At 44.7% G+C, this 15,105-nt stretch carries 7 protein-coding genes, 1 tRNA gene, 1 rRNA gene and 1 riboswitch; of the genes, 5 read left to right on the top strand and 4 right to left on the bottom strand.

Features of this window, described 5'->3' with window-relative positions:
• Window positions 1–99 precede the first annotated feature (99 nt).
• The 3 genes from galU (at window position 100) to NL645_RS19240 (ending at window position 5,793) form a co-directional block, all read left to right on the top strand.
• The gene (gene galU, locus NL645_RS19250; RefSeq protein ID WP_005397418.1) at window positions 100–972 is read left to right on the top strand and encodes a UTP--glucose-1-phosphate uridylyltransferase GalU; all 873 of its coding nucleotides are present in this window, start codon (window positions 100–102) and stop codon (window positions 970–972) included.
• Between the two features lie 149 nt (window positions 973–1,121).
• A complete protein-coding gene (uvrA, locus tag NL645_RS19245) occupies window positions 1,122–3,944 on the top strand; it encodes an excinuclease ABC subunit UvrA (RefSeq protein ID WP_053809097.1) in 2,823 nt (940 codons plus the stop codon).
• A gap of 67 nt (window positions 3,945–4,011) precedes the next feature.
• Window positions 4,012–5,793 carry a PglL family O-oligosaccharyltransferase gene (locus NL645_RS19240; RefSeq protein WP_253652233.1) on the top strand — a complete coding sequence of 594 codons (1,782 nt, stop codon included), beginning with the start codon at window positions 4,012–4,014 and terminating at the stop codon, window positions 5,791–5,793.
• A gap of 59 nt (window positions 5,794–5,852) precedes the next feature.
• On the opposite strand, the gene NL645_RS19235 is transcribed toward NL645_RS19240, so the two are convergent.
• A complete protein-coding gene (locus NL645_RS19235; protein ID WP_253652232.1) occupies window positions 5,853–6,974 on the bottom strand; it encodes an alanine--glyoxylate aminotransferase family protein in 1,122 nt (373 codons plus the stop codon).
• A gap of 220 nt (window positions 6,975–7,194) precedes the next feature.
• Window positions 7,195–7,373: riboswitch (Lysine riboswitch) on the top strand.
• Between the two features lie 101 nt (window positions 7,374–7,474).
• Here NL645_RS19235 and lysC point away from each other — a divergent pair.
• Window positions 7,475–8,827 (top strand): lysine-sensitive aspartokinase 3, encoded by a 1,353-nt coding sequence (gene lysC / locus NL645_RS19230; protein ID WP_042523508.1) that lies wholly within the window; start codon window positions 7,475–7,477, stop codon window positions 8,825–8,827.
• An 86-nt stretch (window positions 8,828–8,913) separates the two neighbouring features.
• Here lysC and metH read toward each other — a convergent pair whose 3' ends face one another.
• Window positions 8,914–12,594 (bottom strand): methionine synthase, encoded by a 3,681-nt coding sequence (gene metH / locus NL645_RS19225; RefSeq protein ID WP_253652231.1) that lies wholly within the window; start codon window positions 12,592–12,594, stop codon window positions 8,914–8,916.
• 191 nt (window positions 12,595–12,785) lie between these two features.
• On the opposite strand from metH, the gene NL645_RS19220 reads away from it, so the two are divergent.
• Window positions 12,786–14,117: a sodium:proton antiporter gene (locus NL645_RS19220; protein ID WP_041852885.1), complete on the top strand. Its 1,332-nt coding sequence runs from the start codon at window positions 12,786–12,788 to the stop codon at window positions 14,115–14,117.
• A gap of 753 nt (window positions 14,118–14,870) precedes the next feature.
• Here NL645_RS19220 and NL645_RS19215 read toward each other — a convergent pair.
• Both NL645_RS19215 and rrf read right to left on the bottom strand, forming a co-directional pair.
• A tRNA-Asp gene (locus NL645_RS19215) sits at window positions 14,871–14,947 on the bottom strand.
• A 46-nt stretch (window positions 14,948–14,993) separates the two neighbouring features.
• Window positions 14,994–15,105 (bottom strand): 5S ribosomal RNA (gene rrf / locus NL645_RS19210); the annotation flags it as partial.

Genomic DNA, 15,105 nt, shown 5'->3' with positions numbered 1-15,105 from the left:
GTCTCACACTTTTTCCTACTTTATTCATGATTCATTGACGACTCTCGTGTTAAAGTTATGCGCAGATTCTTGATAATAACGAGATAGGATATTCCCCCAATGATTAAAAAATGTCTGTTCCCTGCTGCAGGCTATGGCACTCGCTTCTTACCAGCAACGAAATCTATGCCAAAAGAGATGATGCCAGTCGTGAATAAACCGCTTATTGAATACGGCGTTGAAGAAGCAATTCAAGCTGGTATGAACGGCATGTGTATTGTGACGGGTCGTGGCAAACACTCTATCATGGACCACTTTGATAAGAACTACGAACTGGAACACCAGATTAGCGGTACCAATAAAGAAGAGCTATTGGTAGATATCCGTGAAATCATTGAATCTGCAAACTTCACTTACATCCGTCAACGCGAGATGAAAGGCTTAGGCCACGCGATTCTGACCGGGCGTGAACTGGTGGGTGACGAACCATTTGCCGTCGTTCTTGCTGATGACCTTTGTGTCAACGAAGAAGAAGGCGTGCTAGCTCAAATGGTGGCGCTATTTAAACAGTTCCGTTGTTCTATCGTTGCCGTACAAGAAGTCCCAGAAGATGAGACTCACAAATACGGCGTTATCTCTGGTGAAATGATCAAAGATGACATCTACCGCGTAGACGACATGGTAGAAAAACCTGAGAAAGGCACGGCACCAAGCAACCTTGCGATCATTGGTCGCTACATTCTGACCCCTGATATTTTCGAACTGATTGAAAACACAGAGCCAGGTAAAGGTGGTGAAATTCAAATCACTGACGCGCTACTTAAACAAGCAAAAGCGGGCTGTGTCTTGGCTTACAAATTCAAAGGCAAACGCTTTGACTGTGGTAGTGTTGAAGGTTACATCGAAGCAACCAACTACTGTTTTGAAAACCTTTATCTAAAAGATGAAAAAGCCTCTGAGTTAGGTAAACACGCAACACAAAAAGCGGTATAAAGCATCGTCGTAGTACGAAATTATTGTTTCTAAAGCCCAGCATTATGTTGGGCTTTTATTTTTACTGTTTTTTTATCCAGTAATTTTCTTTGCACATTTCTCACACTATGTAATACTTGCCCCACTTGGTTATACATAGAGCAAAAACGATGGATAAAATAGAAGTTCGCGGTGCCCGAACCCATAACCTCAAAGACATTAATCTTACAATCCCTCGCGATAAACTGATTGTCATTACTGGACTAAGTGGCTCCGGTAAATCCTCTCTCGCTTTCGATACATTGTATGCAGAAGGCCAACGACGCTACGTAGAGTCTCTCTCTGCCTACGCTCGTCAGTTTTTGTCTCTGATGGAAAAACCCGATGTCGACCATATTGAAGGGTTATCACCTGCGATTTCTATTGAACAGAAGTCTACTTCTCATAACCCGCGTTCAACCGTCGGTACAATTACCGAAGTCTACGACTACTTGCGTCTGTTGTATGCTCGTGTAGGCGAACCACGCTGTCCAACGCACCATGCCCCTCTTGCCGCACAAACCATCAGTCAAATGGTGGACAAAGTTCTAGAGATGCCAGAAGGCAGCAAAATGATGCTGTTGGCACCCATTGTCAAAGAGCGTAAAGGTGAGCATGTTAAAACGCTTGAGAACCTGGCAGCTCAGGGCTTTATTCGTGCGCGTATTGATGGAGAAACTTGCGATCTATCTGATCCTCCAACGCTAGAGCTACATAAAAAGCACACCATTGAAGTCGTGGTCGACCGCTTTAAAGTTCGTCCCGATCTGCAACAGCGCTTAGCCGAATCTTTTGAGACAACGCTCGAGTTATCAGGCGGAATTGCGGTTGTCGCGCCAATGGATGGAGACGGTGAAGAGATTATTTTCTCCGCCAACTTCGCTTGTCCACAATGTGGTTACAGCATGCAAGAGTTAGAGCCGCGACTTTTCTCATTCAACAACCCTGCTGGTGCATGTGGCACTTGTGATGGTTTGGGTGTGCAGCAATACTTCGATCCAAGCCGAGTAATTCAAGATGATTCATTAAGCTTGGCACAAGGTGCGATTCGCGGTTGGGATCAAAAGAACTACTACTACTTCCAAATGCTCACCTCATTGGCCGATCATTATGGTTTTGATCTACATGCACCTTTTAATTCTCTGCCAAAGAAAACGCAAGATGTCATTCTAAAGGGCTCTGGCCGCACTGAGATTGAGTTTAAATACATCAACGATCGTGGCGATATTCGCGTTAAGCGCCATCCATTCGAAGGTATTCTGAATACACTAGAACGTCGCTATCGTGATACAGAATCCAACTCTGTCCGTGAAGAGCTTGCGAAATACATCTCCACTAAATCTTGTTCAAGCTGTGGTGGTACTCGTCTTCGCCTTGAAGCACGTAACGTGTTTATTGCTGATACGACACTGCCTGAGATTGTTGAACTTAGCATTGCTGATGCATTGGAATTCTTCCATTCCTTGAAACTTGAAGGTCAACGAGCCCAAATCGCTGAAAAAGTGATGAAGGAAATCAACGACCGCCTGCAATTCTTAGTTAACGTCGGTTTGAACTACCTAAACTTATCACGCAGTGCTGAAACTTTATCAGGCGGTGAAGCTCAACGTATTCGTTTAGCGAGCCAAATTGGTGCTGGTTTAGTAGGGGTGATGTACGTTCTGGATGAGCCATCGATTGGTCTCCACCAGCGTGATAATGAACGCTTATTAAAAACGCTCACTCATTTGCGTGATTTAGGTAACACCGTACTTGTGGTAGAGCACGATGAAGATGCGATTCGCTGTGCGGATCATGTCATAGATATCGGTCCTGGTGCTGGCGTACATGGTGGTAATGTTGTTGCGGAAGGCACCATGGAAGAGATAATCGCGAACCCGAATTCTCTGACAGGTCAGTACTTAAGTGGCGTTAAAGAAATCGCAGTACCGAAAGATCGCACGCCGCGAGATCCGAAAAAAACGGTTGAGCTCTTAGGCGCAACAGGTAATAACCTTAAAAACGTTAATCTTTCAATTCCTGTTGGGTTATTCAGCTGTATTACAGGGGTATCTGGCTCAGGTAAATCAACGCTGATTAATGATACTTTCTTTAAAATTGCGCATACCCAACTTAACGGAGCGACAACAGCTCAGCCTTCACCTTATAAATCGATTAAAGGTCTAGAGCACTTCGATAAAGTCATCGATATCGATCAAAGCCCAATTGGCCGTACACCTCGCTCTAACCCTGCAACCTATACGGGGATCTTTACCCCAATCCGTGAACTGTTTGCAGGCACACAGGAGTCGCGTTCTCGCGGTTACAAGCCTGGACGTTTTAGCTTTAACGTACGCGGTGGTCGTTGTGAGGCCTGTCAGGGTGATGGTGTCATTAAAGTTGAAATGCATTTCCTACCAGACGTTTATGTGCCATGTGATGTATGTAAAGGTAAGCGCTACAACCGTGAAACACTTGAAGTACGTTACAAAGGCAAAACCATTGATGAAGTGCTAGAAATGACGGTCGAAGACGCCCGAACGTTCTTTGAACCCGTACCTGCTATAGCACGTAAGCTACAGACTCTAATGGATGTTGGCTTGTCTTACATTCGCCTAGGTCAAGCGGCAACGACACTCTCCGGTGGTGAAGCACAGCGTGTGAAATTGGCGCGAGAGCTATCCAAGCGTGATACAGGAAAAACCTTGTACATTTTGGATGAACCAACAACCGGCCTTCACTTCCATGATATCCAACAGTTGCTCACTGTACTGCACAGACTTCGCGACCACGGAAACACTGTCGTGGTGATCGAGCATAACCTGGACGTCATTAAGACTGCGGACTGGATTATCGATCTTGGTCCTGAAGGGGGTCAGGGTGGCGGCGAGATAATCGCTCAAGGCACACCGGAAGATGTGTCGCAAATCGAGGGATCGCACACAGCTCACTTCCTCAAGCCTATGTTGAAGTAGAAAAAACAGGTAAAGTATCGAGACCAGCAAGTGCTGGTCTTTTTTCATTCAAAACAACGCAATAACTATGGCTACTATACATGTAAGTGGAACAAAGCTTTCTCCCGAAAAAGTACAGGTTCCCCTCAATCGCAAGTTTCTCATTGCCTTGGCAACACTATTTGTGTTGGCAATGCACTTTTTCATGCCCAACCCCGGCGGTTCGGGGCTTTCGCTTTCGTTCAATGCGACAACTTGGATTGCTTTTAGCTTTGCATTAGGCATTGGGTGTTACCAACTCGCGAATAATCGAGTACTACGTTACTCAAAACTAACCATCGGCTTGTTCATTAGTGCTCTTATCATGACGGTGCCCATTCTGTACCCAAATGCGAATAGCAGTTTGGCAGCCAATAAGCTCATTGGCCTGTGGTGCGGTGTCCTATTCTTTATTGTCTTACAACAATTTCATTTCAGTAATAAACATCGCCAACGCCTATTATGGTTCATTGTCCTTGCGGTTGTTATCGAAGCCATTTTTGGTCTGACACAATATCTGTATCTCAAACCAGGCAATCCGTTTGGTTACGACACGGTGGCCAATCGTCCTTATGGTATTTTCCAACAGCCTAATGTAATGGCCAGTTTTCTTGCGACAGGATTGGTGATTGCCAGCTATTTACTTGCACGTCAGCCTTACAAATACGACCGTAAGTTAAGCGATGTTTATCTTCTCTATGCCGTGCCAGTTTTAACCTTACCATTGATTGTGGCGTTGGCTTCACGCACTGGTTGGTTAGCATCGATCATCGCCGTTTTGTTGGTCATCCCATACATGTATCGCTTTGCAACCAAAGGGCGCTTCATCCGCTGGGTTACGTCGCTTGTCACTGGGCTCGCACTCTCAATTGTTGTCATGTATCTTGCCTTTCCTGATGGAAGTGGGTTAGCCGCAGAAAAAGTAAACATGGAGTCTCCTCGAGCGTATACTTTTCCGCAAACATTAGACATGGTGATTGAAAAGCCTTTTACTGGCTATGGATATGGCAAGTTTGAGTCTGAGTACATGCTGTATACGGCTCGTCAACACGCCCTAAATGAGAATTACCCAGCTGGTTTGCCAGCCATGGATCATCCGCATAATGAGCTACTTTACTGGGGAGTAGAAGGTGGCTTGCTGCCAATACTCGGTATCTTCTTAGCGATGGCACTGGTACTGTATCGAATCTATCAAGCCAAACGCGGAACTCGTCTTGCGTTGCTGGCCTTGTTTATACCTATCGTATTGCACTCACAACTGGAATACCCTTTCTACCACTCTCTCGTGCATTGGTTGATCTTCGTTATCCTGCTGTACTGGGTAGATCAGCGCGTCTCTCGTTATCGACAAGTCGGCTTTAGTAATGTGACCAAAAGCTTGCTGCGAATCTTTAGTTTGGTACTTCCCGTTACGTTTACGTTTTACATGGTAAGCGCATTGCATACGAACTATGTATTGACGAAGTTTGAGACCACTAGGCCAACTAACCCTGATATTCTGAATCAAGTCAGTAACCCTGTAGTTTGGAAAGACAGGTTTGATTGGGATGTCTATAGCACGTTTTTAAACATTGGGCTGTACCAACAAGACGCAACCTTGATTCAGCCTTATATCGATTGGTCGCTAAAAATCATCAAAGATAAGCCTCGCCCTGCATTTTATAATAATTTGATTTTGGCCTACCAAGGCTTAGATGACTCAAGTAAAGCGGAGCAAATCAGAGCTGAAGCGCAGTTTTTGTTCCCGAAGATTGATTTCAGTGACGTCAATTACCGACCACCTTCTCAAGCAATCTCTGCCTCACCAGCACCCACTTCAGGTGCAGAGTAATAAGTACAAAAAAGCGAAGGGATGACCTTCGCTTTTCTTTATCTCATTGCGGTATAGCTTTATTCAGTGAGTGACTCTTCTAACGCTTTTAAGCACAGTGCAACGTTTTCAGGTCGAGCGCCGTAACCCATTAAGCCAATACGCCACGCTTTACCAGCTAATGCCCCGAGGCCTGCACCAATTTCTAGGTTATAGGTTTCTAGCAAGTGAGCACGAACTTTTGCTTCATCAATTCCTTCAGGCACGTAAATCGCGTTTAATTGCGGCAAACGATGGGCTTCGTCCACAACAAATTCAAAACCTAGCTTTTGTAGGCCATTTTTGAGTTTTTCATACATCAGTTGATGACGAGCCCAAGCGTTTTCTAATCCTTCATTTTTCAGTATCAATAAAGCTTCATGAAGCGCATACAAGCTATTAACTGGCGCCGTATGATGGTAACTACGCTTACCTTCTCCACTCCAATACCCCAATACTAAACTCTGATCGAGGAACCAACTCTGTACTGGTGTTGTTCTTGCTTGAATCTTTTCAATCGCGGCAGGAGAAAACGTCACTGGTGAGAGCCCTGGTACACATGACAAACATTTTTGACTGCCAGAGTAAACCGCATCCAGTTGCCATTCATCCACTTTTAACGGCACACCACCAAGTGACGTCACCGCATCAACAATAGATAATGCATTATGCTGTTTCGCCAGCTTACCCAATGCTTGAGCATCACTGACTGCACCAGTTGAGGTTTCCGCATGCACAAAAGCAAGAATTTTTGTATCTGGGTGCTGTTCGAGTGCTTGCTCGACTTTATTAATGGAAACAGGCCTCCCCCATTCATCATCGACGATAACAACTTCACCACCAGCACGGACGACATTTTCGCGCATGCGTTCACCAAATACACCGTTACGGCAGACGATCACTTTATCGCCTTTCTCGATCAAGTTTACAAAGCATGTTTCCATCCCTGCACTACCAGGCGCTGAAACCGCAATAGTGAACTCATTGTCAGTTTGAAAGGCATACTTCAATAGCTGCTTGAGCTCATCCATCATACCGATAAACAGAGGATCAAGGTGACCTACAGTAGGACGGCTTAGTGCTTGTAACACTTGAGGATAAATATCAGAAGGACCAGGTCCCATCAAAATACGGTGAGGTGGAATAAAGCTTTGGATCGACATGTCAGCTCCTTGATTATCTTTTATCCTGAGCATTCTAAAAGTTCTATTCAATAACATGGCTCAGGTGTAGGGTTCTTCACCCTAATAGATTTTTCCTCTATCAGCAATTAGCCGTAAGTATGGAGGTCAAACCAGTGTCACAAAATCGTTAATAAAAAACACCATAAAGGTTGAAATATTGATTGACATTAAGGCCTCAAAACCGTTCAATGTTTGAGCTTTATGTAGAAGAGGAGCGCTACCCAGGTAGATGATTTGTGGAACCGCAATTCCAACACCAATCATTGAGGGGGAGTAGTGCCGAGGTAAGTCAAAGTTGCAGGGTTTGACTTGTCGGTTGAATTGGGCTGAATCCCATCAACTGTCATCAGCGCAGTCTGATGAAGGGCTTCTGAGGGTAAATTTTTCAAATAGCATTCTAAATACCTCTCTTTTTGCTCTGTTCCTTTTCTCACTAAACATTGGATGTACAATTTTTTAGGAAGTCGTGGGAGAACGCAGTGAGCGCATTTAACGTAGCTAAATTCGGTGGGACCAGTGTTGCCAACTTTGAGGCAATGAGTCGTTGTGCCACCATTATCGAAAACAATCCAAATACTCGCCTGGTCGTGAGCAGCGCTTGCTCTGGCGTCACCAACCTGTTGGTAGAACTCGCCAATGGTGTACAGGATCAAACGCACCGTACTGAACTGCTGCAAAATCTGGCCAATATTCATGACGCCATTTTAACTCAGCTCGAAGACAGCACGAAAACTGCTGCCGAGGTGTATGGCATATTAGATACCGTAACCAGCCTGGCCGAGGCTGCATCTATCCAAGCTAGTGCGAAGTTAACCGATCATTTAGTCGCATGTGGTGAACTCATGTCGACGCACATTCTAACTCAGTTAATGTGTGAGCGAGGCATTCAAGCAGTGCGCTTTGATATCCGCGATGTGCTGCGTACTGATGACAACTTTGGTCGCGCGGAGCCAAACATTGAAGCAATTTCGACGCTTGCGCAAGATAAACTCGTACCACTTTGCCAACAATCCGTTGTTGTTACTCAAGGCTTCATAGGATCTGACGAAGCAGGTAATACAACAACACTAGGTCGAGGAGGCAGCGATTACAGCGCCGCCTTAATTGCTGAGAGCGTCAAAGCGGCAGGGTTAGAAATCTGGACTGATGTACCGGGCATCTACACAACAGACCCGCGAATTGCGCCAAAAGCCTCACCAATTCCCGAGATCAGCTTTAGTGAAGCTTCAGAAATGGCTAACTTTGGCGCTAAAATCCTTCACCCTTCTACGCTAGTACCCGCATTGCGCCACGACATTCCGGTATTTGTAGGGTCATCGAAAGAGCCAGAAAAAGGAGGAACTTGGATTCGCCACCAAGTCGAAAGCTCACCGTTGTTCCGTGCGCTAGCTTTGCGTTGTAACCAAACCATGGTAACGCTACGCAGCGCCAATATGTTCCACGCATACGGCTTCTTAGCAAAGGTCTTTGAGATCCTTGCAAAACATAAGATCTCTGTCGATTTGATCACGACATCTGAAATCAGTGTATCGTTAACACTTGATCAAACTGATACCTCTGGCGGAGCACCACAGCTGCCGCAAGCTGTACGAGAAGAGTTAGAAGAGTTATGTAAGGTAGAAGTTGAACATGACCTATGCCTCGTTGCTCTCATTGGTAACAACATGAGTGAGAGTAAAGGCTACGCGAAACAGGTTTTTGGCACGCTAGAAGACTTTAACCTACGCATGATTTGTTATGGTGCTAGCCCTCACAACTTATGCTTCTTGCTCCATGAATCGGTATCGAAACAAGCCATACAAAAACTTCACACCGAGTTGTTTGAGAAGTAAGTTCAACTCAATAAAACAAAGGGCTGCGTATCTGCAGCCCTTTGTTGTTTCAATAGTTGTTACATTTGGACGAGGTAAACATCAATTTAACCGTTAATGTTTGGCCCTAACCATTTTTCAGCCTCGATCCTATCCCACCCCTTACGATCGGCGTAGCTCTCTAGCTGATCCTCTTGGATCTGTGCGATCGCAAAGTAACGTGAGTCAGGATGAGAGAAATACCAACCAGAGACTGACGCGCCCGGATACATTGCATAGCTGGAGGTTAGAGTCATGCCAATATTCTCTTCCACATTAAGTAGCTCCCAAAGCGGTCCTTTTTCAGTATGCTCAGGGCACGCTGGATAACCCGGCGCAGGGCGAATACCTTGGTATTTTTCACGAATGAGATCATTGTTAGATAAATCTTCATCCGCAGCATAACCCCAAATTTCTTTACGGACACGCTCATGCAAATACTCAGCAAACGCTTCGGCTAGGCGATCCGCCACCGCTTGAATCATAATTGCGTTGTAATCATCTCCCTGTGCTTTGTATTCATCAGCAAGCTCTCGTTCACCAATACCACCAGTGACAGCAAATGCCCCTATCCAATCATGTTTACCCGACTCTTTAGGTGCGATGTAGTCAGATAAACAATAGTTGAATCCTTTTGGTTTCTCGGTCTGTTGACGCAAGTTACGCAGTACTTTCACAACGTCGGTACGAGTTTCATCAGCATAAACTTCAATGTCGTCCCCCACGCTCGCAGCAGGGAATAAGCCACACATTCCACGCGCTTTTAACAGGCCTTCTCGCTCAACTCGATCAAGTAACTCGTTGGCATCTTCGAATAAACGTTTTGCTTCTTCACCAACTTCTTCATGTTGGAAAATTGTTGGATACTTACCCACAAGTGACCAAGTCATAAAGAATGGTGTCCAATCGATGTATTGACGTAATATAGCCACATCAAAATCATTGAAGATATGAATGCCAGGCTTAACAGGCACTGGAGGAGTATAAGCTTCCCAATCGATCGCAACTTTATTCGCTCGAGCAGCTTCTAATGTCACTGGTTTGGTTCTCGGTTTCTTTCGATTATGTTGATCACGTACTCGTTCGTAATCAGCTTCAAGTTTTTCAACAAATTCAGGGCGACGTTCATCTGACAGAAGAGAAGTACATACGCCCACTGCACGTGAGGCGTTGTTCACGTAAACAACTGGATGCTTGTAATTTTGCTCAATCTTAACTGCTGTATGGGCTTTTGACGTTGTTGCGCCACCGATGAGAAGAGGTAAGTTAAAGTCGAGACGCTCCATCTCTTTTGCAACATGCACCATTTCGTCTAATGAAGGTGTGATCAACCCTGACAAACCAATAATATCGACGTTCTCTTCTTGCGCTACTTTTAAGATCTTTTCGCAAGGAACCATGACACCAAGATCGATAATTTCGTAGTTATTGCACTGCAATACAACGCCAACGATATTTTTCCCGATATCATGTACATCACCTTTGACCGTCGCTAGCAAAATCTTACCGTTTGTTTGTCCCACCTGCTTTTCTGCATTGATGTAGGGCTCCAGATGCGCGACTGCTTGCTTCATCACTCGTGCAGATTTTACGACTTGAGGAAGGAACATTTTACCTTCACCAAACAGGTCTCCGACGACGTTCATCCCATCCATTAGTGGACCTTCAATCACCTCTAATGGCTTTGAAGCGTTGACACGAGCCTCTTCGGTATCATCAACGATGAACTCAGTTATTCCTTTCACTAACGCGTGCTCTAAACGCTTTTCAACAGGCCAAGTTCTCCACTCAAGTGCAGAGGCATCCTCCTCTTTACCTACCCCTTTGCCTGCGTATTCCGCTGCGATATCTAACAATCTCTCAGTGGCGTCATCACGACGGTTAAGAACGACATCTTCCACAGCCTCACGCAATTTTTCAGGCACGTTATCGTAGATTTCTAACTGACCCGCATTCACAATCCCCATATCCATACCATTTTTAAAACAGTGATAGAGGAACACCGCGTGAATCGCTTCACGCACATAGTTATTCCCTCGAAAAGAGAACGAGACGTTAGAAACCCCACCCGAGATCATCGCGTGCGGTAAATCACGTTTGATATCGCCAACGGCTTCAATGAAATCCACCGCGTAGTTATTATGCTCATCGATACCCGTAGCAATGGCAAAAATGTTTGGGTCAAAGATGATGTCTTCTGGTGGAAAGCCCACTTCATCAACAAGAATTCGGTAAGCGTTGGTACAAATTTCTACTTTGCGCTCACGTGTATCTGCTTGCCCAATCTCATCAAACGCCATCACAATCACAGCCGCACCGTAACGGCGGATCAACTTAGCTTGTTCAACGAATTTCTCTTTGCCTTCTTTGAGAGAGATCGAGTTAACAATGCCTTTGCCTTGGATGCACTTAAGACCGGCTTCAATAACCTCCCACTTGGAAGAGTCAACCATGATTGGTACTTTTGAGATTTCAGGTTCTGACGCACAAAGGTTTAAAAAGCGAACCATACAAGCTTGTGCATCCAACATGCCTTCATCCATGTTGATATCGATAATTTGAGCGCCATTTTCAACTTGTTGACGAGCCACATCGAGCGCTTCATCGTACAGCTCTTCTTTAATCAAGCGTTTAAAACGCGCAGAACCGGTTACATTAGTACGCTCACCGACATTGATAAATAAAGAGTCTTTATCAATGGCGAGCGGCTCTAAGCCAGACAAGCGACAAGCAACGGGAAGATCAGGTAATTTACGAGGGGCGATATTTTCAACCGCGAGTGCCATTTGGCGAATGTGCTCAGGAGTTGTACCACAACACCCACCAATTAAGTTTAAAAAGCCACTTTGAGCCCACTCTTTAACATGCTTAGCCATATCTTCTGGCGACAAATCGTATTCGCCGAATGCATTCGGAAGCCCAGCATTTGGGTGAGCGGAAACAAAAGATTCTGATATACGCGAGAGCTCTTCAACATAAGGACGAAGCTCATCTGGGCCCAGCGCACAGTTCAAACCAAACGAAATCGGTTTAACATGACGTAATGAGTTGTAAAACGCTTCTGTGGTTTGACCGGATAATGTCCGACCGGAAGCATCGGTAATAGTCCCCGAGATCATCACAGGTAACTCAATACCCATCTCTTCAAACACACTTTCAACAGCAAATGAACAAGCCTTAGCGTTAAGAGTATCGAAGATGGTCTCGATAAGAATAAGGTCAGAACCACCTTTAATCAGCGCTCGAGTCGATTCAGAGTAAGCCTCAACTAACTCGTCGAAAGAAACATTTCGATATCCAGGGTCGTTTACATCAGGAGAGATAGAACACGTTCGGTTCGTCGGCCCTAAAACCCCTGCGACATAACGCGGTTTATCGGGTGTTTTTGCGGTCCATTCGTCTGCAACTTCACGTGCAAGCTTGGCAGCAGCAAAGTTAATTTCTTCACTTAGGCTTTCCATCTCGTAGTCAGCCATCGCAATGGTTGTTGCGTTAAACGTGTTGGTTTCGAGAATATCTGCACCCGCTTCTAAATATGCAGCGTGAATTTCCTTGATAAGTTGAGGCTGACTTAGAACCAACAGGTCGTTGTTACCTTTTAGATCACAATGCCAATCCGCAAAGCGCGTTCCTCGATAGTCTTGCTCTTCAAGTTTGTATCCCTGAATCATGGTTCCCATACCACCATCAATCAAAAGAATACGTTGCTTCAATTGAGCTTCAATCTGTTGTCTTACGTTACTTCCCACAGTACAGCCTCATTCCTTTAGTTATCTTTCCATCCTATCACACAAACTTCAGGAGTCTAGACGTCTAAATGTGGAATTAATGATTATTTTATCTCCTTCTTAACTTACAAAATAATCGCGAAAAAATGTTTGCTATTTAAGCAGCATCAGTCGAGAATCCCATTCATAAAATGTTACAAATAGAGAGCTCTATGTCGGTCTATCATACTTTATGTTTTCTATCCGCAGCTGCAATGCTAATCGCTTTTGTAAACAGCAAGATAGGAAAGATGCAAACCACCATTGCGATTACCGCAGGTTCAATGGTGCTTTCACTTCTAATCTTAATTGCGGGTCAAAACAACTGGTTCCATCTCACCGAAATTGCGACGGAGACGGTCACAAGGATCAACTTCGAAGATTTCTTGCTCAAAGGCATTCTTGGCTTCTTACTATTTGCGGGTGGATTAGGCATCAAACTCCCGAACCTTAAAGATCAAAAGTGGGAGATCACTGTTTTAGCCCTTGGAGCCACCCTGTTTTCCACTTTCTTTATCGGGTTTGCGCTCTACGGATTCTGTCAGTTAATTGGCATCCAATTTGATTTAGTCTACTGCTTACTTTTCGGTGCACTTATATCGCCAACTGACCCAATCGCTGTACTGGCTATAGTTAAAAAGCTCGATGCTCCCAAACGTATCTCCACCCAGATTGAAGGAGAGTCGCTCTTCAATGACGGCTTCGGTTTGGTTATCTTTGTCACTCTATTTACGATTGCATTTGGTACTGAGGCACCAACTGTAGGTAGTGTCACCTTACTCTTCATCCAAGAAGCTATCGGTGGTATCACTTATGGTTTCGTACTCGGTTTGCTATTCCACTACTTAATCAGTGCCACCGATGATCACTCAATGGAGTTATTACTTACTATTGGTGTCCCAACGGCAGGTTACGCATTTGCTGAATACATCCATGTATCAGGCCCACTCGCGATGGTTGTATCCGGTATTATGATTGGCAACTGGACACGCTTTATTGGCTTTTCAAAAGAGAGTGAAGACCACCTTGACCACTTTTGGGAGCTCGTCGATGAGTTCTTGAATGGCGTGTTATTCCTACTGATCGGTATGTCGATGCTGCTATTTGAATTCCACAAAGAAGACTGGATCATGATGGCTATCTCAGTCCCTCTTGTGCTGGCAGCGCGCTATTTAAGCGTATTTCTCTCGTACATTGGCTTTAAGCGTTACAGAAAATATAACCCGTGGTCAGTACGTATTTTGACATGGGGCGGCTTACGCGGGGGCCTTGCATTAGCAATGGCACTTTCCATTCCATCTGGTATTTGGGTGATTCAAGATAAGTTAATCGATGTAAAAGAGATTATTCTTGTAATGACCTACTCCGTCGTTGTTTTCTCTATCCTCATTCAAGGCTCAACAATCACCCCAATGATTGAAAAAGCAAAAGATGAAGAGAAGAAAATGGAAGAGAACAACCAAGCAATAACCACTCCGGAGCATACGGAGCCAGTGGACTCTTAAAGGCACGTAACTTAATAGATAAAAAAGCAGCTATCTAGCTGCTTTTTTCATATCTAATCTTCGGACTCCCCTTCAAGAATAGAACGCTTGTTACTCTTTGATATACAGTTAAATATTCGAATAATCGCTACGCTACATTTTCATAGATACTAACTATTGCCGATAGATAGTATTCATATACGAGTCTTTTAATTTACCCATTTTCATCTGTATCACTTCTCTTCCCTTGGCAATATAGGCTCCTCGCAAACATCAAAGCTAAACTTCCACAATACTTAGCAATGAGCGAGTTTGTATTTTTATAGAGAAAGAAGCATTGAGGATGATTGCGAGATCACTCCCCCAAACGGGCTTGAAATCCCACCAAACTAAGGTCTGAGCTGGCACTCAGATTGCTCAAAAAAGCCTTAACAGAAGTTTAGAGTCCTCATACTTGATCTCAGCGACACTGAACTTATATTCAAAGTTGTTCTGTTTTCGAGATAGAAACAAAGCGACACCTCGAACGACTAAGTTCTGTCACATAGCTAGATATTTCTAATATGTTATAGAGGAATCTTTGGTAAGCACGTGCTGGTACTCAAAACGAGAGCTCGAGACTGTCATCAACTAGTTCATGACAAGGCTTAGAAAGCATAGCGAAGAGGGAAGCCTGCCTCTCGATGCAAGATTTCAATATGGAAATGCGGTTAAGGGAAGTCGGACAACCAAAACGAAAAAAGCCCCAGTCTTTCGACTGAGGCTTAATATAAGTGGCGGAGTGGACGGGACTCGAACCCGCGACCCCCGGCGTGACAGGCCGGTATTCTAACCAACTGAACTACCACTCCGCAGTGGTATCACTCGCTTGTAATCAGCAAGTGTCCAAAATTTAAAGCCTGGCGATGTCCTACTCTCACATGGGGAAGCCCCACACTACCATCGGCGCTATTTCGTTTCACTTCTGAGTTCGGCATGGAAATCAGGTGGGTCCAAAACGCTATGGTCG

It is taken from the genome of Vibrio sp. Y51_MX_L26, from assembly GCF_024181935.1.
Taxonomy (GTDB): Bacteria; Pseudomonadota; Gammaproteobacteria; order Enterobacterales; family Vibrionaceae; genus Vibrio; species Vibrio diabolicus.
This window is presented reverse-complemented; position numbering and strand designations above follow the sequence as displayed.

Excerpts from the sequence above, each read along its gene's own strand:
- galU (WP_005397418.1), top strand. The coding sequence starts at position 100 with ATGATTAAAAAATGTCTGTTCCCTGCTGCAGGCTATGGCACTCGCTTC.
- uvrA (WP_053809097.1), top strand. The coding sequence starts at position 1,122 with ATGGATAAAATAGAAGTTCGCGGTGCCCGAACCCATAACCTCAAAGAC.
- NL645_RS19240 (WP_253652233.1), top strand. The coding sequence starts at position 4,012 with ATGGCTACTATACATGTAAGTGGAACAAAGCTTTCTCCCGAAAAAGTA.
- NL645_RS19235 (WP_253652232.1), bottom strand. The coding sequence starts at position 6,974 with ATGTCGATCCAAAGCTTTATTCCACCTCACCGTATTTTGATGGGACCT.
- NL645_RS19220 (WP_041852885.1), top strand. The coding sequence starts at position 12,786 with ATGTCGGTCTATCATACTTTATGTTTTCTATCCGCAGCTGCAATGCTA.